We start from the raw sequence: 22,709 nt of genomic DNA on the forward strand, positions 1-22,709 counted from the left end.
GAAGAAACATCATGCTGGGATTGGTCAAGCGACTCGGAGCCCTCGCACTGCTGCTGGGCCTCCTCGTGGGGTTCCCTGCCCTGCTGCTCGCTGCTGTGGGCAACGCGTGGCCTGACGGCGGGTTGAACGAGCTGTCGCTCATGAGCAACTCGGCCGTGCTCGGGATGGTCTCGCTGTTGGGCTGGTTCGTGTGGGCGCAGTTGCTGCTGTGCACCCTGTGGGAGATCCCGCCCGCATTGCGACACGAGACCGAGGGGGCCTCGAGGCTGCCGATCGCGGTCGGTGGCCAGCAGAGGTTCATACGGATGCTGGTCCACACCGTGCTCGCGGTCGGAGTCACCTCGACGACGCTGCTCGGTTCGCACGCAGGCACCTCGGAGGCTGCCCCGGCGGCACCTCTGCGGCCTGTCACCCATGTGGCGCACCAGGCTCCGGTCGCGAACCCGGGGGCCAGTCCCGCCGCCTCGCCGGTCAAGGGGGCCCCGGACAGCACCCAGGACCAGCGGGCCGACCATCCGAGGATCGTTACTGACAAGGGCGACACCTTGTGGGGCCTGGCCGAGAAGCACCTTCGCGACGGGTTCCGCTGGCAGGAGATCGCGGACCTGAATCAGGGGCGGGCCATGTCCGACGGCCGCACCTTCACAAACCCGCGCAGCATCGAGCCTGGTTGGGAGCTGCTGTTGCCCGTCGATGCGACCAACCTGCCCGGCGACCAGGTCCCCGGCGCAGAGACCGAGCACGCCGTCGCGGCCGGTGAAACGCTGACCGGGATCACCAAGGAGACCACCGGCGACCCCGACAACTGGCAGGCGCTGTACGAGGCCAACAAGGACGTCATCGGCAGTGACCCCGACCTGATCTACCCCGGACAGGTTCTCGTACTGCCGGGCGCTGGTGACGTCGACCCGGCCACGGGCACCGGCCGGCCGCCCCAGCGAGAGCCCGGGCAGCGCGACCACGTGCCCGGCAAGTCCACCGACGGCCAGGACGGTCAGGGAGACGACACGGGGGCCGACGGTTCCGGCGGAGACATCGACGCTGCGCAGGACCAGCAACAGACGCCCGCGGAGCCGGCTACGCCGACCGCACCGTCGCAAGGATCGGCACAGGTGGCCCCGGGCAGCACGGAGCAGGTCTCCACCGAAGCCGACGAGGCCAGCGACGAGGGCGGGATCACGGGCCTGCGGGCGCTGCTGGCCACCGCCGCGTGTCTGTCGGTGGGAGCCCTGGGACTGGTGGCCGGCAACCGGCGTCGCCAGTTCCGGAGGCGCCGGATCGGCCGCACGATTGCCTCGACGCCCGACGAGCTCGTGGAAGTGGAACAGGCGATCCTCGAGCACGGCTCAGAGGCGCAGGAGGACGTCGCGTTCCTCGACCGGGCTCTTCGGCACATCGCCGCGTGCTGCAAGGTGGCAGGCCACCGGCTTCCCCAGCTTGGCGCCGCCGTGCTGGGCGATGAGGACCTGACCCTGCTCTTCACCGACCCCGCCCCCGGCGAAGCGCCGGAGGGCTGGACCGCGACCGATGACGCCCGGGCCTGGATGCTGCCGCGCTGGACCTTCCTCGAGGAGGACCTTGAGAACCAGCCGGCCCCGTACCCGGCGTTGGTGACCATCGGCCAGGACGAGGGCGGTCGTACCTGGCTGCTCGACCTGGAGACGCTGGGCATGTGCGGGATCGGCGGCGATCCGGCGCAGGTGGCTGACCTGGCGCGGTTCATGGTGGCCGAGCTGGCGGTCAATGCATGGTCGGAGGGGAGTGAGGTGCTGCTGGCGGACCAGTTCGGGACCGAGACGATCGGCCTCAACCCCGCCCGTCTGCGGCAGGTCCAGCGCAGCGACGCCCTGGCCCGGGCAGCTGTGCTGACCGGTGAGATGGGCGAGGGCGAGCAGAACCTGGATGCTGATGTGTTGACGCGCCGCCGCGATGGGCTGCTGCTGGACAGCACCAACCCGGTGGTGGTCGTGGTGTCCTCCCGTCCCGAGGGCGAGTTCGTCGCCGACATCGAGGACCGGGACCGCTCCCGGGTCGTGGTCGTGCACGGGGCTGAGGAGACGCCGGCCGTGGAGTTGGCCGGCGACGGGATGGCGTTCTTGTCGATGTGGGGCATCAGCGTCAAGGCCTTCACGCTGCCGACCTCCGAGGCGGAGGCCATGGCGGCGCTGATGGCCTCGACCCGCAACCTCGAGGACGAGCCGGTGCCGGCCACGCAGTCCGACGATGGTCCGCTGGGCAAGTACGCCCGTGCCGACGGGTCGCTGCGTGAGGAGTACACCGAGCCGCGGCGCACCGAGGGCAACGACCCGTCCTCGATGCTGCCCGATGCCGACGAGGTCTACCTGGCCACCGCGGCCACGACCACCGAAGACCTCGCCTCGGCCGCGCCGAGTGTTCCCGAGGAGGTCCGCGTCGAGATCGCGGCACTCGACCCGACGCTGGACCAGGACGTCGCTGACTGGTTCGACGAGTCCTCGCCGCGGCCCAAGGTGCACCTGCTCGGTCCGGTCTCGGTCACCGCACTCAACGGCGGCGACCCCGCGGCGATCGACAACGCTGGGGGCACGGTCTCCTTCATCGCCTACCTGGCCGTTCAGGACCAAGGGGTCACGGGGGAGCGTGCCGCCGTAGCGTGCGGGTGGAAGACGCAGAAGACGGTTCAGAACCGTGCCACCAACGCCCGCTTCCTGTTGGGCACCCGGCCCGACGGGAGCGACTGGCTGCCGGACGCAAGCATGAGCGCTGGCGCCCGGCGGGGCACCAGCCCCACGTACGAGCTGGTGCGGGGGACCGGCGGGGTCCTCAACAGTGCGGACTTGTTCGTGCGGCTCAAGCACCGGGCCGAGCGCCGTGGTGACAACGGCTGCGAGGAGGACTTGGTGACCGCGCTGTCGTTGGTGACTGGTGCCCCGTTCGAGGCGGCTACCGAGAGCCGGTTCAAGTGGTTGTTCAAGTCGGGGCAGCAGCGGTGGGACGAGCTCCTGGTGGGGGCCATCCATGACGCGGCCCACATCCTGGCGACGCGGGCGGTCACGGCTGGCCGGACCGACTTGGTCCGGGTGGCCTGTGACGCAGCCAGGAGGGCCAGCCCTCATAGTGACATCGCGTGGCTCGACGAGGCCGCGGCCACCGAAGCCGAGAGCGGTCGTGACGCCGCTGGCGAGCTCATCCGCGAGCAGGTCCTCGACCGGTACGACGAGGACCTCCCGCCGCGTTCGGAGGCCGTCGTGGAGCAGCGCGAGTGGGGTGCCACCGGGTAGCTCGCGGCAGGCTCCGACGGGGCTCTCGAGGACGGCTTCGGCCCTGTCTCACCTGGATGGTGGGACAGGGCCGAAGCCCGTTTTCTGGTCGCCCACGGGGGTGTCCGCAACCGTTCGGACGCACTTTTCTGACTTCTTCTCGGAGGGGGCTGGTGAGCGGCCTCACCGGCTCTGACCTGCGGTTTTGCGTTTGGTGAGCGGGTGTGGTGAGCGGTCACCGGGCCGGTCCGGGGGTGTGGTGAGCGCTGTGGTGAGCGAGGTGGTGAGGGGTCGGTTCTGCAGTAGGCGCGTCCTGATCGCCTCTCTCGGAGGACCGCCATGTCGGCCAGTCACCCCGTCCACGAAGTCACCATCGGCGCCGCATCCCAAATCCCGAACCCACGCCTGTCGTGGAGCGACGGCCAGCACCGGCGGCGCAAGGCCCAGAGTGCCCTGGCGACCTCGGTCATCAGCAGCTTGGAGGGGTCCGGGAAGTGGACCGAGTGGCAGCAGGTCGAGCCCCGGCTGGCCGGGTTCGCCAGCCTCGAGGACGCACGCGAAGGATGGCGTCGACGCGACAAGCGCTGCTATCAGGTGGTGGCCGGCCTAACCGCCCTCGGGTCCCGGCGCGGGGGCGACGACGACGACGCCGCGCTGGCAGTGGCGGTGCTGCTCGAGGACGGTGTGAACCGGGTAGCCATGACCCTGGCCGACGTGTGCGAGATCGACGACGTCAACGCCACGGTGTGGGAGGAGGTCAAGGGAGCCGAACCGCAGGTGGGCTGTCACGCCGCCACCTACCTGCTGCGCCGCGCCCGGCAGCGACTGAGCCGCCCGGCCGCCGGTATGGTCTCCCGGATCGACACGACGTCCCTGGACGCACGGACCGAGACGAACAACTCGTTGGTGCTCGGCAGCCATACCGACGGCGCGGGCCGCTCCAGCCGCGCCAGCCAGGACCGCGACCTGATCCTCGCGGTCCCCGACGTCGAGGACCCGGTCGAGGACCTGGCCGACCTGCTCATCTGGGCGCGCGAGGTCGGCGTGATCGACACCGAGCAGATCGACCTGCTCGTCGAGCTCCTTGCCGCGGAGAACGACGGCCTCGGTCGCGAGGAGGCGCAGCGGGTCGTCGGCGAGCGCCACGGCGTCGCGATGCGGACGATCCGGCGTCGCCGCGACCGCACCGCCGCGCGGCTGCGGGACGCCGCCCCGAGGTACCTGGCCGCCATCGCCTGAGCACCTCGCTCAGCATTCTCGAAGAACCTCGCCGCGCCCTGTCCGATCCGGACAGGGCGCGGTTGCTTCTCCAAACATGAGCGAGCAGGCACACACCGCAGTCACCGTCCCCGAGCCGACCCCCGAGGTCGCCGCGCAGCTGCTGGACGTGGTGGCCGACCACAGCGTCGACCACGCGCTGTCCGACATCGAGCGGATGATTGCGCGTCTGCGCGCCGACGCCGTCGAGGCCGCGGAGGCACGCGAAGTACTCCGCAACACCCCCGCCGCCGTTCTCCGTGAAGCGCTGCGGCTCCGGGCAGCCCGGATCGAGGCGACCCGATGAGCACCAGCACCGCGACCCGGTACTCCACCCGCGAGCTGCGGGCTGCCGCTGCCGCACTGGCGGCCGGCAAGTTCGCCACCCCGGCCACGCGACCCTCGACACCGGAGACGGCCGGGGACCAGGACCCGCGCGCGACCCTCGAAGTGACCGCCGCGACCGAGGGGGAGCGTGACCGTGCCTCCCGTGGTGACGGCTCCACGCCGAGCCCGGGCGCCACGTCGGCGGTGTCGACGGTGTCGACGGGGGCCGGGCCGCTGGTGCGGGTGCGTGCCGCCAACGCTGGCGCTGGGGCCTCGACGATCGCCCTCGCCCTGGCCGAAGTCGCAGACGCCGCGGGTATCCGCACCCGTGTGCTTGATGCCGCCGCTCCGGCGTGGTCCGGACTGCTGGGCGCCACGGTCACCGAGCTCGGCGCCGCTGAGGGATGGCGCCGCGGCCGCCGCGGCGACGGCGTGCTGATCGACCGCGTCGAGGAACCGGTACGGATGCCCGGGGAGGTGCCCAGCCCGAGGTCGGTGGACGGCGTCGACCTGACGGTTCTGGACGCCGGCTGGTCGATGCGTGAGCTCGCCGCCTCCGGGGCGGGTTCCTGGGTCGCCACGACCCCGGCACGCGCGGAGGTCCTGGTGACCCGGCCGCATGGACTGGCACTGAGCCAGACCGAGGCGGCGCTGGCGGACCTCGAGGACCAGCTCACCCGCGACGGGGTCGTGGTCGTCGTCGTGGGCGCGGCCCGCTGGAGCGACCGCGAGTTCGCCCCCGCCGGCCGGCTGCTGCGCGTAGCTCGACAGCAGGAGGCCGTTCTGTTCGCGCCGCTGCTGCCCGCCAAGGCCCTGCCGAGTCTGGGCCCCGACCCACTGCCCAAGCAGCTCACAAGCCCCTCCCAGCGCCTGCTGAAGCGGATCACCACCATCACCGGCCCGCTGACGGCGAACCGGACCTGAAAGGAAAGAAGGAGAAGAAATGATCATCGAGACCATCTCGGAGGTCGCCATCCAGATCGCGGCCGCCGGAAACATCAAGGCCGAAGGCGTCGGCGACGTGTGCGCTCAGGCCCCGACCGGAGTCAAGCCGTACGTCAACGACATCCTCGGCTGGGTCAAGTACGGCGTGATCGCCATCATCATCGGCGCCGGCTTCGCCTCCGCGGGGGCGCTGATCGTGGGGAAGTTCGGCCAGATGGGCCGGGCCGCTCAGATCGGCGCCTCGGGGCTGTTCTGGACCGTGATCGGCGCGATCGCGTTCGTCTGCATCTACGCCATCCTCAACGGCATCGTCGGGAACGGCTGCTGACATGCTCACCCGGACCCGACACGTCTACCAGTCAAAGCTGGTTGACCCCGACACCGAATGGACCCGCCGCAGGCTCCAGATCCTGCTGGGGGCCGTGGCCGTCGTCGTCCTCGCCATGGCAGCGGGGGCCGTGTGGTCGGTGGTCAGCATGCTCACCGGCTCCTCGTCCGGCGACGGAACCGGGTCCGATTCGGCACAGCCCGCCCAGGACCAGCTCGCCGACAAGCAGCTGCCCGACGCGCCCTTGGAGGCCGCACAGCCCGGAAGCCTGTCCTCGGGCGAGACCGGCACCCTCCAGATCCCGGCACCGATGGAGGTGGGGGAGGTCGGTGTTGCGACCGGGTTCCCGCACACGCCGGAGGGCGCCCTGGCTCAGCTGGCCGCGATCGACACGACCGCGTTGACCTCGGCGTCGGTTCGAGTGGCCCAGGAGGTCATCACTGCGTGGGCCGCCCCTGGTGGCCCGACGGCCGAGAGCTGGTCGGGTGTGCGGGGCCTGGCCGCGCTCCTGGAGTCCGCCGGAATGTCCTCGGAGGCGCAGAACACGATCACGATCGGCGCAGAGCCGAAGATGGGGTTCATCAAGGGCACGGTCGGGGACGACTTCGTCATTCCGTGCATCGACTTCATCATCACCGCCACCACCGCGTCAGGCCAGCCGCAGCAGGTCGCGGCCGCCGACTGCCAGCGCATGGTGTGGCAGGACGGCCGATGGGTGATCGGCGAGGGCGAGGAGCCGTCACCGGCGCCGTCGCTGTGGCCCGGCTCCCAGGCCTCCTTCGACGCCGGCTACCAGTGGCTGGAGGTGCCCCAGTCATGAGCTCAGTCATGAGCACGCAGACCGTTGCGGGCATCGTCCCCATGATCGATCTCAACCCCTTGGACTGGCTTGGGGACAAGGCCAAGGAGGGCCTGGCCGACGGGTTCACGTCGATGATGATGTCGATCTGGTCGGGCGCATTGTGGCTGCTCAAGACCGCCTTCGGACTGATCGACAACTTCACCCCCAACGTCGCCGACCCCGACCTGGCCAAGCTGTACTCGGTCACCTTGTGGATCGCCCTGGTGATCGCCCTGGTGATGGCGTTCGGCCAGATCGGCCTCGCGGTCATCCGGCAGGACGGCCGTGGGTTCGGCACCCTGGCGGCCGGGGTGGTCCAGTACGGCGTCGTCCTGTCCTGCTGGATCACCGTGAGCGCTGGGTTCATCGCCGCCGCCTCCGGGCTGACCAAGGGCATCTTGGACACGCTGCTCGGTGTCGACAGCTTCTCCGGCTACGCGGCCGGCGACGGGTTCGTGGACCGCGTCTCGGGCACGACCCAGGCAGCCACGCTCGGGATCTGTGCGCTGTTCATCCTGATCCCGGCGTCCTTCGGTCACATGGTGATCATGATGGTGCGCTCCGCGGCGCTGCTGATCCTGGTGGCCACCATGCCCATGGCTGCCGCGGGAGCGCTGTCGGAGGGCACGAAGTCGTGGATGTGGAAGTCGATCCGCTGGTTCTTGGCCTGCGTGCTGATGGAGCCGCTGCTGGCGCTGGTGGTGGGAATGGGCACGCAGTTCGCCTGGGCCGGCATGCCCGACGGCCAGGAGAAGGGCCTTGGCGACAATCCGCTGCACTTCTCCTCGACGTCAGAGAACATCGGCATGTCCGTCGTCGGGTCGATCATCATGCTGGTGGCCTGTTTCATGCCGCTGGTGTTGTTCCGGCTGCTGGCCTTCGTCGACCCCGGCACCGCTTCGGGTGCCTCGTTCCGGTCGACGATGGACGCCAACGGCGGCGTCGCCGGACTGCTTCGGGGCAAGGGCGCCGGCGGCCAGGCGTCCGGCTCTGGTGCTGCCAGCGAGACCGCCTCGGACGGCCGCACTACTTCAGAGAACGGTGCTGACGCTGAAACCGCGAACCGGTTCCAGTCCTCGGGGTGCAAGAAGCTCGGCGGCAAGGTCGGCGGGGTCGTCGGCGGGGCGATGGAGAAGACCGGGAATGTCGCCCAGGCCGGCGCCTCGATGAGCGTCGACGTGCTCGGCCAGTCCGGCATCGGCAACCAGGGCTACTACCCGACCGACCACACCCCCAAGCAGAAACGTCAGGGACAGCAGGGACAGAAGCTCCGGCCCCTCAACGACACCAACGGCGACGGCGTCGCCAACGACATTCCACCCGAGGCCCAGGCCGCAGTTGAGGACGGAGCATTCATCGCATGAGTGTCTACGGAGCATCCGCGACCCGTGACCGGCAGGCCTGGCTCTTCGGGCTCACCGGCCCCCAGTTCTTCATGGTGCTGGCCGCCGGGTTCCCGACCTGGATGGCGATCGCCATCGGGCAGTGGCTCGCACTGCTCGGCCTCGTCCCGATGTGGGGCGTGATTGCGCTACTGACCTGCCTACCGATCCGAGGCCACTCGGCCTTCCAGTGGATCGGCGTCCTGTTCCGGCACCTGGCCGGGGCAGCGTTCGGCTGGTCCCGGTTCCAGTCCAAGGCCGCCGCCGGTGACCTCGACCTCGGCGACGCCGACGACGATGAGGACGACGGCGACGCGGGCGAGGCGGACCTGCCCGGCATCCTGTCCAGCATCCAGATCCACGACGGCCCGCCGATGACCGGACAGACCGCACGCCCGGCGATCATCCAGAACCACGCAACCCGCACGTGGGCGGCCACCGCGCGGGTCGTCCACCCCGGCATCGGGATGAGCGACGACGCAGATCGGTTCCGCATGGGCGCCGGCCTCACCGAGATGATGGAGGCCGCGACCGCCGGCAACCAGATCGACCTGGTCGTCGTTCAGGTCCGCACCATCCCCGACGACGGCACCGAGCGCGACGAGTGGGTGCGTCACAACGCGCGCCCCGACGAGCCCGAGGTTTCAGCCCGGGTCAACGCTCAACTGGAGTCGATGACCGCCGGCGCGGCCGTGCGCCGCGAGGCGTTCATTACCGTGGTGGTTCGCGAGGACGTCATCAACAAGGACGCCAAGCGCGCCGGGCGAGGCGTGATGGGCCGGGCGAGGATCCTGTACTCGGTGCTGGCCGAGGTCGAGGCCCGACTAACCGGGTCGATCGGCTGCACCCGGGTGTACTGGCTCGACAGCTCCGAGCTCGCAGTGGCGATCCGCACCGGGTTCGAGCCCGGTGATGCGCCCGCGCTCGCGGACGCGGCGATCCACCACCGCGAAGCCCCGGCGATCACGGCCGGTGTCCCGCTTGGCGCCGCCGGTCCGACGAACGCGTCGACCGCGCTGCGGTCCTACCGGCACGGGGAGTGGGAGTCGATCTCCTCCACCATCCTGCTGCCCCGCAAAGGCGCCCGGATGGGTGCGCTGGCGCGGGTGCTGGTCCCATCGCAGCCAGGCGAGCGGCGCGCGCTGACGGTGTTCTACCGGCCCGTCTCGCAGCAGGCGGCCGACCGGGCCACCGGCCGGGCGCAGATGTCAGCGGTGATGGCCGGCACGCTGCGCGAGAAGGCCGGCAAGGTCGAACGGGCCAAGGACCGCCAGTCGGTCGGCAAGCTGCACGAGCGCGACGAGAAGCTCGAGATGGGTCGCTCACTGGTCAAGGTGTCCTCGGCCGTCTCGGTCACGGTTCCGGCAGGGTGGAACATCCAGGACTTCGGCCGCCGTCTCGACGCCTCCATTCGTATCAGCGGCTTCACCCCACTCCCTCTGGACGGGGCACACGACGCGGCCTTCGCCGTGTCCGCGATCCCGCTGGGGGCAGGCCTGCCGAAGAAGCGCCGCTAACCCGAGAAGCGCGCAGACCCGGCCCGGCCTGAAACAACCCGGTCGTCAGATGTCCGATTTGGCGGCCGGGCTGTTGCTTCTCCAGGCATGGAGCACCAATCCGCCCTGCCGAAGGAGACACCTGTGATGTCGACGCGATCGAGGAACCGCTCGGACCTGGGCGCGGCGGGACCGCCGCTGGTCGGTCGCCTGCACGCGATGGCGACCACGCACCCCTCGCCGCGCGTGACGACGGGGGAGTGGTGAGCGTGGCGGCGACCAAGACCCGCGCTCGTGGTGGCTCGAAGACCTCGCGGCCGTCGTCGCGGACGATCGACGACCTGCTGTCGGACTTCGGGACCACGATGCCGCGCAAGGCGGCTCCGGTCGCGGATCCCCCGGCTGAAAAACTGTTCCCCGGTTCGGTCAAGCCCAACGGCGTACGCCGGATGGGGCATGGGTGGGCGGCCACGATGCCGCCGCTGGCCGGCTATCAGATGACCTCGGAGGAGACCCCGGTCCTGTGGCCTCTGATCTCCGGTGACGGGCTCCCGCCGTGGGGTGCCGAGATGGGATACGACGTCCTCTCGGGCGGCAAGTTCTACTGCGACCCGATGGGCTGGGTGCTCGACGACTCGATCCCGGTCACCAACCCCAACATCTTCATCTTCGGCAAGCCGGGCCGCGGGAAGTCCGCGACCGTCAAGGCGTTCATGCTCCGGATGATCCGATACGGCTACCGGTCCCTGGTGCTCGGCGACGTCAAGGACGAGTACGAGGACCTCGCCCGGTTCCTCGGCGTCGACCCGTTCCGCATCGGCCCCGGTCTCGCGGGCCGGATCAACCCACTCGACCTCGGCCCGCTCGGCGTGGACTGGGACAAGCAGACTCGCGAGGAGCAGCACCGCCGCGCGAACGTGACCTTCAACCGCTGGCTGTTCCTGATCCGGGGCCTGATCGGCTCCCAGGGCGTGACGTTCACCCCGACCGAGGAGCGGGTCATCAACAAGGTGCTGCGGCACCTGACCGGCTGGTCTGTTGGCGCCTCCCGGCTCAAGCCGGTCACCATCCCGCAAGTGTGGGCAGCACTGGACTCGCCCACGAAAGACCTGGTCGCGGACTGCCGCTACGCCACCGAGCAGGACTTCTACGACGGCACCCGGCCGCTGCGCGACGCGCTGGGTGCGCTGTGCGAGGGATCGCTGCAGGGCATGTTCGACACCGAGTCGACCTTCAACCCCGACTGGCGTGCACCGATCCAGACGCTGTCGCTGCGCTCGCTTCACGAGACCGGCAACAAGGTCGCCGTGGGCATCGCGCTGATGTGCCTCAACTCCTGGGGTCAGGGCATGCGGGAGACCGCATCGGCAGGTGATCGGCGGATCGTGCTCCGAGACGAGGCGTGGCTGCAGACCCGGCTGTCGCTGGACGCGGTCATGGCGCTGGACGCCAACCTGCGGCTTTCTCGCACCGAGGGCGACATCCAGCTGGTGACCTACCACAAGCCCTCCGACCCGCTCTCGGCCGGCGACGAGGGCAGCCAGGCCGCTCAGATCGCCAAGGACCTGCTCAACCTCTCCGACGTGCGGATCTTGATGGGTCAGGACGACTCGGTCGCCGACGAGCTCGGCCGTCTGATGGGGCTCTCGGAGATGCAGCAGTCCGTGATCACGAACTGGGCGATGCAGGAGAAGGGCCGCGCCCTGTGGATGGTCGGCGACCAGCGGTACAAGGTGCAGACGCTGCTTACGCCTCTCGAAAGGCGGCTCACGTACACCAACGACGCGATCGACCCGGTGACCTGAATGTTCGCCGGATTTCTGACGGTTTCGCGTCGAACTTGCACCCGCTCGGCGTCTGCGTGAGGAGGCCGCAGTCGTGAAGAAGGGCATCCTCCTCGGCCTGCCGCTGGTGCTGATCGCTCCGCTGATGCTGCTCATGCTGGGCATGGGGAGCGCGAACATCGAGGCGGTCCGCGCGGCATGCGCCACCACGACCAACTCAACCGCGGGCGGGTCCTTCGGGATCGGCACGCTGAACTGGCGCGGCGCTTCGCACTACAACAAGAACCCCCACCCCGGCGAGCGGCCCTACAGCCAGCGTGTGCCGAACATGGCGACCAAGATCGGCGCCTCAGGGGCCTCGATCATCGGGTTCCAGGAGTTCGAGCCGCCACAGGCTGAGGCCTTCCTCGAGGCCACAGACGGGGCGTGGAAGATCGTGGCCGGCAAGCGCCGAGGGCACTCATCCACGGCGGACGCGATCGCCTATCAGCCCTCGGCCTGGAACGTCGACGAGGTCCGCTACGTCTCGATCAGGTACGGCGGCCCGATGATCCAGGTCCCTCTGGTGCGGTTCACCTCCACTTCAGGACTCGGGTCGATCTGGGTGCTCAACACCCACAACCCCGCCAACGCGGTCGGCGGCTCGGACGCGATGCGCGATGCCGCCGTCCGCGCCGAGGCCGAGGCGTTGGGGAAACTGCAAGCCGCCGAGCCGAGCACGCCGCTGTTCCTCGTCGGCGACATGAACGACAAGGCCCGGTTCAAGCGACTGTTCTTGTCCCTGGCGTCGGGCTGGTCGGCCGCCAACCCCAGCGACCAGCAGATCGACTGGATCATGGGCAGCCCTGCCGTCACCTTCTCCGGCACCGTGGTCGACCGGAGCACCAACGACAAGGCGCACAACTACACCGACCACCCCTTCGTTCACACCACCGCCCAGCTGGCCGGCTCAGAGTCCGGTCGACCAGGAGCTAGCGCTGGTCTGGGTGTGATGCCCGCCAGCATCACGGCCACGCCCGGTGGGCCAGTCCGCGGTCAGGTGCTGGTCGCGAACGCCAACATCAAGACCCGCGGCGGCTTCAACCCCGGTGTCCGCGCCCTCGCCGGCCCGTCGCCGGACTTCATCACGCTCAACGAGGTCGAGGACGTGCCGCTGTCGCAGATGCGTTCCGCCGCGCCCGGCTACGACGCCTACCGCGAGGCGCAGCCGGCGGACACAAATGATGCTGGGCAGGCCATGGGGAGCGCGATCATGTGGCGCGCGGACACCTGGACGATGCTCGACGGTGGCCGCGTCAAGATCGTCGACGACGACCACACCGTGTTCAAGGGCACGAACAAGCTGTGGGACCGGTACGCCGCCTGGGGCATCTTCCAGCGCTCCGACGACGCGGTCGTCTCGATCATCGCGGTCCACCACATGAACAACGTCTATCGGTTCCCCCGCCAGTGGGGGAACCCGCCGATGAGCCGCGCCGAGCAGTACGGACTCGGCATGGACTACCTGACCGACCTGGTCGGCGTCCTGGCCCCGTACGGGCCGGTGCTGGTGGGTGGCGACATGAACTCCCACCCCGGGGATGGGCCCAACGCGGCCGCGCCACGAATGGCGGCGGCCGGCTACCGCTACACCAAGGACTCCGGCGTCATCTACAACTTCTACGCCGCCCCCGTGGAAGTCACCAAGACCTGGGAGATCAGAAAGGCCGCCGTCCACTCCGATCACCCCGCGTTGTTCACACGCATGGCCATGAACGGTGCCGGTCCCGGCACGAACGCACCCCCCGGCACCCAGCCCGGCGCAACCAGGCCGGCCGGCTGCCCACCGTGCCCGACCTCCGGGAACCTCGGCACACTGCTCCAGCCGGTCGCTGCGACCGGCAACCTCGAGGCCGCCAAGGTCGCGGCCTCGGCCGCCTACCAGGCCGGCTTCCGCGGGGAGGACCTGGTCACCGCGGTGGCCATCGCCCGTGTGGAGTCGACCTGGGATCCGAAGGCCACCAACGGGAGCCACTACGGGTTGTGGCAGATCTCCGCACAGCACAAAGGCAAGGTGCCCGGCTGGAACACGCAGGCCGACATCTTCGACCCGCTCCTCAACGCCCGCTACGCCTTCGCGCTCTACTCCGCTCGACCCGGGTCGGGTGAGGCCAAGTTCGCCGACTGGATCCCCTTCGAGAAGACCGACTACCACCAGTTCCTCGACGTCGCCCGCCAGGCGGTCGCCGCAACCGGCGGAGGCACCACGAACGTCGGCAACCCCGGCTGCACCGCCTCGCCGATCCAGGTCGCCGGTGAGCTCTCGGCCGCACTCAAGGCCCGCCTCGACGCCATGATGAACACCTCCAACGGCCTCTGCGGGCTGTCGTGGACCAGCGGCGCTCCCTGCACCTACGACAACCAGTGCCCCAAGGTCGTCGACGCGCTCTACGGCGGCCCTGGCGTCGGCCGGGGCTACGGAAACGGGCAGGACGTCGCCCAAGGCATCATCAACGCCGGACTGGCCCAGTCCCACGGGACAGGCCTCGACCCGCTCCCGCCCGTGGGCGCCGTGGTCTCCTACAACACCGGCAACGGCGTCGGCCACGTGGCGATCTACGTGGGCGGCGGCAAGATCTTCGGCAACGACTACGGCTGTAGCGCGAACGGCGTCTATGGCTGCGTCGGGTTCGCCGACGTCCACACCCCCGGTGGCTCGGTCACCTGGGCCCTGCCCAAGCAGGCGTTTGACCTGGGCGGGATGCCGGCGGCGGCCGCGTAAGCCGCGACGGAAGACAGGCGATCGCAGCGGAAGTCGAAAATCGGTCGCGCTGGTGTGTCCGATCGGCGCCGTTCTGGGTTGCCTTTCCAAGCATGGACGTACGGATCGGCACCACAGTCGACGGCCAGGCCGCCGGGTTCGACACCAGCAGCGCCCGGCCGCTGATGCTGGTCGGCGACGTCGGCCGAGGCAAGACCACCACCGCGCGCTACCTCACCCGGTGGTGGCTGGCGAACACCCGGCGGCATGCCCACGTGTACGCCCAAGCACCCAGCGAATGGGCAGACCTGCGCTGCGAGCCCGAGCACCCCGACCAGCTGGAAAACCCGGTCGGCAGCGACCGCCTCCTGGAAACCTGCCTGGTCGTGGTCGACGACATGGACCTGCTCGACGACAGCCGCATCTCCTTCCTGCCGCGGGGAAGGGCGCGAACGATCCTGACCTCTCACGGCGGCAACACCCTGGCCGGCCGCGCGCTGCTCGACAACGAACTCGACTGCCTGGGCCTGGTCCGACGCGATCACGCCGACCCTGCCGAGGCCGCAGTCCTGGACGGGCAGGGCCGCCTGGACTGGCCGATCGGCACTGTCGCGGTCATCCCGGATCAGCGGGGGCCGATGGACTTCCCGTGTCACCGCTGGCAGGCACCGGCCGGTGCATCGGCGGTGGCGCGATGAGCATGGAACGTTCCCGGCGCGCCCGGTTCACCAACGTCGCCCCGACGGCGGGCGAGTGCACGGTGGCCGTCCTCCTCGCCGGGCTCTTCTTCTTCCTGATCACGCCGCTGGTCGTCCAGGGCGGTGTCGCGTGGGCCACCTCAGGGGGCTTCGCGCTGCCGAACGGGCACCTTCTGGACGCCTACGCCGGGCTGCTGCACGGCCACTTCGGTGCGGGCCTGCACCGCGGCGTCGCCGACACGCTGCCGTCGGATGCCGTGATGTGGGTGCTCACGCTCCTCGGCGAGATCCTGGTGCTCGGAGCCGCCGTCGTTGTCGGCATGTGGATGCGCGACCTGACCGGCACCGGCTCCCGGCACGGCCTGGCAACCCCCACGCAGGCCGCGGAGGCCCTCGGGGTGCCGCGACTGCGCAGGAGCGCAGCGGTGATCCGACCAGACCTCTACGCCCGCTCCGGGCGCCGAACCCCCGTCGGCAGCAAATAGCCGACCCCAAATGCACAGCGGAAAGGAAGCCAACGTGACCACAGCCCTCAAGCACGTGAACCCCCACGAGGTGGGCTGGCGGCTCGGCCAGGCCGGGCGCAGCGGACCCGAACTCTGGGTGCCCTTCGACCGAACCACGTGCGTGATCGGCCCCCAGGGTTCCGGCAAGACCCTAGACCTGCTGGTGCCCGCCCTGCTCGATACGCCCGGTGGCGCGCTGGTGACCCTCACGAAGCCCGAGGATCTGTTCCTCACCCTGGAGGCCCGGCAACGCGACGGCCGGCCAGTCGCGGTCCTCGACCCGTTCAACGCCGCCCCCGGCACCCCGGAGTTGGTGTGGGACCCGATCAACGGCTGTGAGGACGCGATGCTCGCTGAACGGCGGGCGAAGGCGTTCGCGAACGGAACCATCAAGGGCGCCACCTCTCAGTCCTCCGACCAGGCCGCCCGGTTCTACGCCGGCGAATGCGCCAAGGTCCTGCAGGCCTACTTCCACGCCGCGGCGATCGCCGGCATCGGTTTGGACGAGGTGCTGATGTGGGTCTCCAGCCCGCGCGAGTACCCGCAGGCCGAGGAGATCCTGCGTACCCACCCGGCCGCGGAGCCGCTGTGGGACGGTCTACTGCGCGGAGCCCTGTACGGCGACGAGCGGACCGCCGGCAACACGACCACCACCGTCCAGCAGTCCATGGCGCTGTTCTTCCAGCGCTCGATCCGGGAACGCTGCGTCCCCTCCGCGACGCGAGCGGCGACCGACCTCGAGACCCTGATCCGGGCCCGCGGCACGCTCTATCTGCTCGGCCGCGACGACCCGTACGCGAGTGCGTCGCCGCTGATGACGGCAGTCACCGAGCAGATCCTGGACACCGCCAAGCGGCTTGGGGAGACCTCCCCGCACGGGCGGCTATGCCCACCGTTCCTGGCCTGCTTGGACGAGCTCCCGTCGACCGCGCCGATCCCGACGCTGTCGACCCGGATGGCCAACGAACGTGCCCTCGGGCTCTCCTTCATCCTCGCTGCCCAGACCTGGCGGCAATTCGTGGTCTGCTACGGCGAGGACGAGGCCCGCACCATCTACGGGTTGTCGAACAACCTGGTGGTATTCGGTGGCGGCAAGGACATCCGCTTCTACCAAGAGCTCTCCGACCTGATCGGGTCGACCAGCCACACCGAGACCCGGTACTCGGCGCGCGGCCACGAATTGTTCGGCGTGATGGACCGGTCCTATGACCAGCGGCGGGTGCCGATCCTCGAACCGGCCGAGCTGCGCCGCATCGAGCAGCGCAAGGCCCTGGTGCTGGCGGAGATGTACGACCCGATCATCGCGAACCTGCACCGCTGCATCGACGGCAAGCGCGGCAAGGAGCTGCTGGCCGCGCAGCAGCGTGCCCGGCTCGCAGCGCGCGGTCACGAGACCGTCGCACAGCCCATTCACCCGGTGACCGTCGAGCCCGCGACGCCGACCGAGCCGGTGGCCAGGACCCGGCAGCGGCTCGGGATGCCCAAGTAGGCGAGGAGCAGCCGATGACGACACAAGGGCTCACCGGGCGGCACCCCTCCCATGTCGCCTCCCGCGCAGCGGGTGGGGCCGCCGCACCGAAAGGCCACGCGATGATGCCGCTGGTCGGGCTGATGGTGCGCCCGCTCCCCGAGCCCGGCCCCACCATCCGCACGGCGATGGAGCAGCTGCAGCAGGCCAGCGTCGAACCGCCAGCCGATGAGGACGAGCTGCGCGAGCTCGCGCAGATGCCGCGGCCCTGGGACCCGGCCACATGCACCGGGCTGATGCGCTCCGAGCTGTGGACGTGGCTGGACCTAGTCGCGATGTGGGTCAACGAGCAGCACCTGTGGAACGTGACCCGCCCCGGGATCCCTGAGTGCTGGCCCGCGCACCCGCACCTCGTGCACGACCTCGCCGTGCTGGCCTGCAGCCGCTACTACACCAGCTTCGCCGTCACCCCGGCCGCGCTGGAGGACTGGCACCGCTACGCGCTACCGGGGTTCCTCGAGCGGCTGCGAGACCGGCTCGGCGACGGCTGCCAGCCAAGCAAGCACCAGCCCCGGCCCCGGCACGAACGCGACGAAACCCACGCCGCCACGCCCGTGCGTCGCGGCCGCAAGCAGCGCTACCGAGACGACGTCGACCGCGCCGGTGAACTGGCCGCGGCCGCCCCCCAACCCGACTACGCCAAGCCCGACCACGACGACCTTCACGAAAGGTGGTAGCCGCGATGGCCACTCAGACAACAACAGCCTGCGGCTCCGGCTCGTCGACGACCAGCAGGACCAGCCCGCCGAGGCGGCTGCACCAGATGGCGAACTCACCGCCACGCAGGCCGCCGCGTTCGCCGCGCTGGTCGCCGATGCCAACCAGACCGCGGTCAGCTACACGCTTGACCAGATGAACGCCGAGCAGCTGCGGTCGCTCGCGATCGCACTGGCCACCCAGGTCAACGCCGCCGAGACCGCAACCGGGGAGGTGGCCGACGTCGGACCAGACGGCATCTGCGCGATCGCGATCGCCACAGCCGCGCAGCCCTTCGGCACCACCCGCGACGCGGTGCTCAGCGCCGACCGCCACCGCGCGGTGACCGACGCCCGCGCCGTGGCCATGACGGCAGCCCGGCGCGGAGGCCTGACCCTGCCGGCGATCGCGGCCTACTTCGGCAAGGACCACACCAGCGTCATGTACGCCCAGAACAAGGTCGCGAACAACCCTCGGCTCAACGCAGTGTGCTCCCGCATCGTCGACCAACTCGATGAGCACTACGCGGAGCCGACCCGCATCCCCGCCGAGGACCCCGCCGCCCCCGGGAGCGGGCGCAGCACAACGCTGCAGCTGGCCGCCCTCGACCAGGCCCACAACGAGACCGCCCGTCGGCAGCAGGACGAAGACGGCCAGCGGCTCGCGGTCTCGGCCGCGCCCGCCAGATAGGGCAGGGCCGAGCGCGATGCTGAACCGGGACCAGCAGAACTTGCTGGGCGCACTGGGCTCCGCAATGGCAGCCGACGCTCTCCTCGACAGCCTCCGCGACCGCGGGACACTGGAAGGCGGCCGTTCCGCACCGCAGGCAGGCTGCTGGATCAACTACAACCGCAAGGCGGTCTGGCTCGAAGACCACTCGGGGTTCTCCGAGGCGACGATGAAGGCAGCCGGCACTGACAAGGAGACCTGGCGCCGTATCCGGCCGAAGGTCGTGTTGGAAGGTGGCTTGGGGAGGCGGCGATCGCCGGTGCTCTTCCGCTAAATCGTCGATGACGAGCCTGTGGACCTGCTCGAGCTTCTCGACCGGCAGCCAGCGGCGCCTGCCGTGCTGACCCAGTCCGCCGCCATCCAGGCCGGCGATTCGATGCAGGCAACCCGAAGCCCCGCTGCACTTCGCCCAGTTTGCAGCGGCGTCCCTGCGCCCCTGTGCTTCGACGGTGAGGCCTCGTTCAGCCCGACATCGAAGGCTATTCGCGGCTCAGTCGGAGATCAGCGAGGAGGGATTGTCTTAGCACGTCCCTCCGCGCTCGAGATGGCAGATGGCTTTGAGGTGTGCCACCGCGGCTCGGTGACCTACAGGCACCGCCCAGAGCGGCTTCTTCTTGCGCGAACGTGCTCTGCAAGGACTACGCGGAGTTGCGACGCTTGCTCTCGTTCTCTCATGCCTTCTTCTGACCCATGGCGGTCTATTTGTCCTCTGTGTTGCACCTACTTGAGGTAAGGCGCAGTCGCCAACGCCTCGCCACTCGTCCAAGGGGCTGGATTGGGGCGCGCTCCCACAATCCGTCGGACCTGGCGGATATGGTCATGAACGCGACTTTGGCTCAGGCAGTGAGCCGCTGTTTGTCGTCACCATGGAGGGAGGCGCCGGTGTCCGGGGCCAGCTACACGTTCGCCGTTTCCGCTGGCGAGGATGGCACGTGATCGGTAGCGGGGGGATGAGCCGATGATGTTGCGACGACTCAGCATCAGGAACTTCCGCGGGATCAAGTCCTGCGACTGGTCCATAGACCAGCGTCTGATCGCCATGGTCGGGCCCGGCGACAGTGCTAAGACCACACTGCTCGACGCCGTTGGCTTGGTCCTAAGTCCGAACTACAGCCCGCAGTTCACCGATGCGGACTTCTTCAATTTGGATATGTCGGCGCCCCTCACGATTGAAGCCGTCATCACGGAGCTGCCGGACTCGTTCGTCAAGGAGAGTCAGCTGGGCAAGGAGCGCTCTGGCCTGAAGTCAGACGGCACCCTGGTTCATGACCCACTCGACGACGCCGAGGAGTGCCTGGTCATCCGGTTGACGGTGACCCGTGAACTCGAGCCGACGTGGGAGGTCGTGCGACCGGGCTCGGATGAGACCCGTGGGATCACCGCTTCTCAGCGGCGCCAACTCGGCTTCTTTCGTTTGGGGGAGCGGCCGGACTTCCATCTGCGGTGGGCGCGCGGGTCAGCGCTCTCGGGCCTTACTGAAGGGAGTGATGGTGCATCGTCGGTCATTCTCGACGCGCAACGCGAGGCACGCCGTGCCGTCTTCGACGCTGAGTCGAACCCGCTTCACGCGGCGGCAGGGACGGCCCAGTCGTCGGCCACCAAGCTCGGCATTTCCCCGTTCACGAAACTGCGACCCGGGCTGGAGCCAGGCACCGCTGCATCCGCCCACGCCCTGATGCTCCACGACGGCGAGGTTCCGTTGTCGAGTTACGGCCTCGGCACCCGTCGCCTCACGAGCCTTTCTGTCCAGGACCAGGCCATGGCTGGCGGGTCGATCATCGGTATCGATGAACTTGAACACGGCCTGGAACCGCATCGCCTGGCGCACGTCCTGCGCTACCTCAAGAGGCGAGCGGATGACCAGCACCTGCAAGTCATCCTGACGACGCACTCCCCGATCACGGTTGAGACCCTCGAAGTGCAGCACCTCGCGGTGATTCGTACGGACGGCGGCACGACGTCCTGCCGCGCCGTCCCGGACCACTTGGAGAATGCTCAAGGGGCCTTCCGCTCCGCCCCTTCGGCGCTATTGGGACGCCGCGCAATCGTCGGAGAGGGGGCAACCGAAGTTGGCTTCCTGCGCGGTCTGATCCGTCATTGGGATGAGCTGCGCCTTGCGGTCGAACTAAGTCTGGTCTCAGCGATCGGCACCGTGATCGTCAACGGCAGCGGAGGCACGCAACCGACACAGCGCGCCCGCAACTTTCAGAGCCTCGGCTATCCAAGCCTGCTCCTCATGGACAACGATGACCGAACGGTTGACGACGAGGTCGCTTCGGCTGTGGCTGACGGGGTTGTGGCCGAACGATGGTCCTACGGTCGGGCGCTTGAAGATGAGGTTGTGCAATCACTCACGGTCGAGGGCTTGCAGGCTCTCCTCGATCTCGCCATCGAACTTCGCGGGGAGGAGTCGATCCGTGCATCGGTCGGCGCCAAGCTCGGTGACGCACAGCTGACGGGGACCGATCTTGCGCAGTGGCAGACTGAAGCAGCGGTTGACGAGAGCGGTCTCCGCGACGCGGTCGCCGCCGCAGCCAAGGGAACAAAGAGTAAGGGCAACGCCTGGTTCAAGCGTGAAGATGCTGGCGAGTCGTTGGCGGCAGTCGTGATGACGGACTCGGGCAACCTCGAAGGCACCGCACTGATGAACATCATCGGTCGCGTCCAGGAGTTCGCCTACTACGAAGCCCCCGTCCCAGACGCGGCAGCCGAGCAGCAGACGGCCGAGACAGCCGATGCCTGACGACCCTTCCCTGGAGGATGGTGTCAGAGCGATACGCGAGGGGATGCCATGCTCGGTGTCGCTCCCTGCGGGATGTGGAAAGACCGAGCTCATCGCCGCTGTTGTCGCGGCAACGGCAGCCGACGGCGGTACAGCTCTCGTCCTCACCCACACCCATGCCGGTGTCGACGCACTTCGGCGGCGTATGGCCAAGTTCGAGGTCCCACGGGATCAGGTAGTTGTTCGGACCATCGACTCTTGGGCCTTCGACCTGATCAGTCACTTCCCGCTCCTCGCCGAACTCGACGTCCCGCCATCACCCGACTGGAACCGATCGGCCGAGTATCACCGAGGCGCGGCCACGGCCGCGCAGTCCCAGGCAGTGCGCAAGATGTTGCGTCTGAGCTACGACATGGTGCTTGTTGATGAGTATCAGGACTGCCTCATCGACCAGCATGGTCTCGTCGTCGCCGTCGCACAGGCAGTGCCAACAACTGTCCTCGGTGATCCTCTGCAGAGCCTGTTCAACTTCGGCGGGAACCAGCCGGTGGATTGGGCGATCCACGTGCTGCCCACTTTCCCCCTCGTCGAAGTCGACTATCGGCCGCGGCGTTGGCCCGAGAACGAAGCGCTCGGCACCTGGCTGGTCGAGATCCGGGAGAACTTGCTGCAGGGCCGGCCGATCGACTTCTCGACTGCCCCCATCGCCTTAGTGCGACGCGACGATGCACGAACGTTCGTGAGGGTCTGCTTCCGTGCCTTGAAACTCGACGGCGCCGTCGCAGTCCTCGGCCAATTCCGCAACGATTGCGTCAGCGCCGCCTCCAACCTGCAGGGCACCTACTCGGTCATGGAGGCGATCGACGAGAAGGTCCCCGCCAAGCTGGCGAGCACCATCGACACCAAGCCTGCCGCCCAAGTGGCGAAGGCGCTCGTGGACTTCGCGATCAACGCCTCGGCCGGACTGGCGGGGCACATCCCCAGCGCTAAACGAGTTCGGCTTGGAAATGGCCAGACGTTCACGACGACCAAGGATGAGCTCAAGAGCGCGTATGCCGCGATCAACAACGTTCGATCGAAGGTATCGCCGACTGCAATCCGTGCGGCGTTGACTGAGATCGCCGCGCTACCTGGCGTCACCATCCATTGCCGGGAAGCCTGGTACGAGGTCACTCGGTCGATCGCCGTCGCAGAGACCGACGACTGCACTGTCGCTGAGGCACTTCTGCTGACTCGGAATCACGCCCGAGTTGCTGGCCGGCGACCGAGCGACCGCATCGTGACCAGGCCCCTTCTTGCAAAAGGTCTGGAGTACGACCACGTCGTGATCCTAGATCCCAGCCGCTACTCGGCTCAGGAGCTCTACGTGGCGCTGTCGCGGGGAGCACGGTCGGTGACCGTAATCGCCGAGAGCCCAGTCCTGGCGGCCCGTCGTATGGCCGGAGGCTCCCCTGAAGAGAGCGTCCCGCCGATCCGAGCCAGCTGACAGGT

18 protein-coding genes are annotated in these 22,709 nt (G+C 69.0%); all 18 read left to right on the forward strand.

What is annotated here, in order from left to right:
- Positions 1 to 11: 11 nt before the first annotated feature.
- Positions 12 to 3,260: a LysM peptidoglycan-binding domain-containing protein gene (locus NJ4_RS26875; RefSeq protein ID WP_067431447.1), complete on the forward strand. Its 3,249-nt coding sequence runs from the start codon at positions 12 to 14 to the stop codon at positions 3,258 to 3,260.
- A gap of 318 nt (positions 3,261 to 3,578) precedes the next feature.
- On the forward strand, positions 3,579 to 4,478 hold the full coding sequence (locus tag NJ4_RS05595; RefSeq protein ID WP_067431450.1) for a hypothetical protein: 900 nt from the start codon (positions 3,579 to 3,581) through the stop codon (positions 4,476 to 4,478).
- Positions 4,479 to 4,554: 76 nt separating this feature from the next.
- On the forward strand, positions 4,555 to 4,803 hold the full coding sequence (locus NJ4_RS05600; RefSeq protein WP_067431453.1) for a hypothetical protein: 249 nt from the start codon (positions 4,555 to 4,557) through the stop codon (positions 4,801 to 4,803).
- The gene (locus tag NJ4_RS05605) at positions 4,800 to 5,747 is read left to right on the forward strand and encodes a hypothetical protein (protein WP_067431456.1); all 948 of its coding nucleotides are present in this window, start codon (positions 4,800 to 4,802) and stop codon (positions 5,745 to 5,747) included. Before NJ4_RS05600 ends, NJ4_RS05605 begins: the two co-directional genes overlap by 4 nt.
- 19 nt (positions 5,748 to 5,766) lie before the next feature.
- Positions 5,767 to 6,096 (forward strand): hypothetical protein, encoded by a 330-nt coding sequence (locus NJ4_RS05610; protein ID WP_067431459.1) that lies wholly within the window; start codon positions 5,767 to 5,769, stop codon positions 6,094 to 6,096.
- A 1-nt stretch (position 6,097) separates the two neighbouring features.
- On the forward strand, positions 6,098 to 6,916 hold the full coding sequence (locus NJ4_RS05615) for a hypothetical protein (protein ID WP_067431462.1): 819 nt from the start codon (positions 6,098 to 6,100) through the stop codon (positions 6,914 to 6,916).
- Between the two features lie 8 nt (positions 6,917 to 6,924).
- Entirely contained in the window at positions 6,925 to 8,301 is a 1,377-nt protein-coding gene (locus tag NJ4_RS05620) for a hypothetical protein (protein WP_067431465.1), read from the forward strand.
- Positions 8,298 to 9,836 carry an SCO6880 family protein gene (locus tag NJ4_RS05625; RefSeq protein ID WP_067431468.1) on the forward strand — a complete coding sequence of 513 codons (1,539 nt, stop codon included), beginning with the start codon at positions 8,298 to 8,300 and terminating at the stop codon, positions 9,834 to 9,836. The genes NJ4_RS05620 and NJ4_RS05625 overlap by 4 nt, the downstream gene beginning before the upstream one ends.
- A gap of 248 nt (positions 9,837 to 10,084) precedes the next feature.
- The gene (locus NJ4_RS05630) at positions 10,085 to 11,620 is read left to right on the forward strand and encodes an ATP-binding protein (RefSeq protein WP_067431563.1); all 1,536 of its coding nucleotides are present in this window, start codon (positions 10,085 to 10,087) and stop codon (positions 11,618 to 11,620) included.
- 73 nt (positions 11,621 to 11,693) lie between these two features.
- A complete protein-coding gene (locus NJ4_RS05635; protein ID WP_067431470.1) occupies positions 11,694 to 14,360 on the forward strand; it encodes an endonuclease/exonuclease/phosphatase family protein in 2,667 nt (888 codons plus the stop codon).
- A 92-nt stretch (positions 14,361 to 14,452) separates the two neighbouring features.
- Complete coding sequence (locus tag NJ4_RS26530; RefSeq protein WP_067431473.1) at positions 14,453 to 15,037, forward strand: ATP-binding protein; 585 nt, start codon at positions 14,453 to 14,455, stop codon at positions 15,035 to 15,037.
- A gap of 2 nt (positions 15,038 to 15,039) precedes the next feature.
- Positions 15,040 to 15,522: a hypothetical protein gene (locus NJ4_RS26535; RefSeq protein ID WP_245644473.1), complete on the forward strand. Its 483-nt coding sequence runs from the start codon at positions 15,040 to 15,042 to the stop codon at positions 15,520 to 15,522.
- Positions 15,523 to 15,556: 34 nt separating this feature from the next.
- A complete protein-coding gene (locus NJ4_RS05650; protein ID WP_082748214.1) occupies positions 15,557 to 17,032 on the forward strand; it encodes a type IV secretory system conjugative DNA transfer family protein in 1,476 nt (491 codons plus the stop codon).
- A gap of 14 nt (positions 17,033 to 17,046) precedes the next feature.
- On the forward strand, positions 17,047 to 17,748 hold the full coding sequence (locus NJ4_RS05655; protein ID WP_067431480.1) for a hypothetical protein: 702 nt from the start codon (positions 17,047 to 17,049) through the stop codon (positions 17,746 to 17,748).
- Positions 17,675 to 18,457, forward strand: a complete 783-nt coding sequence (locus NJ4_RS05660) for a helix-turn-helix domain-containing protein (protein WP_245644474.1) — start codon at positions 17,675 to 17,677, stop codon at positions 18,455 to 18,457. Before NJ4_RS05655 ends, NJ4_RS05660 begins: the two co-directional genes overlap by 74 nt.
- Before the next feature lie 16 nt (positions 18,458 to 18,473).
- Positions 18,474 to 18,770: a hypothetical protein gene (locus NJ4_RS05665; protein ID WP_067431483.1), complete on the forward strand. Its 297-nt coding sequence runs from the start codon at positions 18,474 to 18,476 to the stop codon at positions 18,768 to 18,770.
- A gap of 684 nt (positions 18,771 to 19,454) precedes the next feature.
- A complete protein-coding gene (locus tag NJ4_RS05670) occupies positions 19,455 to 21,239 on the forward strand; it encodes an ATP-dependent nuclease (RefSeq protein WP_067431486.1) in 1,785 nt (594 codons plus the stop codon).
- Positions 21,232 to 22,704 (forward strand): UvrD-helicase domain-containing protein, encoded by a 1,473-nt coding sequence (locus NJ4_RS05675; protein WP_082748205.1) that lies wholly within the window; start codon positions 21,232 to 21,234, stop codon positions 22,702 to 22,704. The genes NJ4_RS05670 and NJ4_RS05675 overlap by 8 nt, the downstream gene beginning before the upstream one ends.
- Positions 22,705 to 22,709 lie beyond the last annotated feature (5 nt).

The sequence above is a fragment of the Nocardioides jensenii JCM 1364 = NBRC 14755 genome (assembly GCF_001552535.1).
Lineage (GTDB): Bacteria > Actinomycetota > Actinomycetes > Propionibacteriales > Nocardioidaceae > Nocardioides > Nocardioides jensenii.

Coding starts and splice junctions, on each gene's coding strand:
- NJ4_RS26530 (WP_067431473.1), top strand. CDS start 14,453: ATGGACGTACGGATCGGCACCACAGTCGACGGCCAGGCCGCCGGGTTC.
- NJ4_RS05655 (WP_067431480.1), top strand. CDS start 17,047: ATGACGACACAAGGGCTCACCGGGCGGCACCCCTCCCATGTCGCCTCC.
- NJ4_RS26535 (WP_245644473.1), top strand. CDS start 15,040: ATGGAACGTTCCCGGCGCGCCCGGTTCACCAACGTCGCCCCGACGGCG.
- NJ4_RS05600 (WP_067431453.1), top strand. CDS start 4,555: ATGAGCGAGCAGGCACACACCGCAGTCACCGTCCCCGAGCCGACCCCC.
- NJ4_RS05610 (WP_067431459.1), top strand. CDS start 5,767: ATGATCATCGAGACCATCTCGGAGGTCGCCATCCAGATCGCGGCCGCC.
- NJ4_RS05620 (WP_067431465.1), top strand. CDS start 6,925: ATGAGCACGCAGACCGTTGCGGGCATCGTCCCCATGATCGATCTCAAC.
- NJ4_RS05605 (WP_067431456.1), top strand. CDS start 4,800: ATGAGCACCAGCACCGCGACCCGGTACTCCACCCGCGAGCTGCGGGCT.
- NJ4_RS26875 (WP_067431447.1), top strand. CDS start 12: ATGCTGGGATTGGTCAAGCGACTCGGAGCCCTCGCACTGCTGCTGGGC.
- NJ4_RS05670 (WP_067431486.1), top strand. CDS start 19,455: ATGATGTTGCGACGACTCAGCATCAGGAACTTCCGCGGGATCAAGTCC.
- NJ4_RS05675 (WP_082748205.1), top strand. CDS start 21,232: ATGCCTGACGACCCTTCCCTGGAGGATGGTGTCAGAGCGATACGCGAG.
- NJ4_RS05625 (WP_067431468.1), top strand. CDS start 8,298: ATGAGTGTCTACGGAGCATCCGCGACCCGTGACCGGCAGGCCTGGCTC.
- NJ4_RS05615 (WP_067431462.1), top strand. CDS start 6,098: ATGCTCACCCGGACCCGACACGTCTACCAGTCAAAGCTGGTTGACCCC.
- NJ4_RS05665 (WP_067431483.1), top strand. CDS start 18,474: ATGCTGAACCGGGACCAGCAGAACTTGCTGGGCGCACTGGGCTCCGCA.
- NJ4_RS05595 (WP_067431450.1), top strand. CDS start 3,579: ATGTCGGCCAGTCACCCCGTCCACGAAGTCACCATCGGCGCCGCATCC.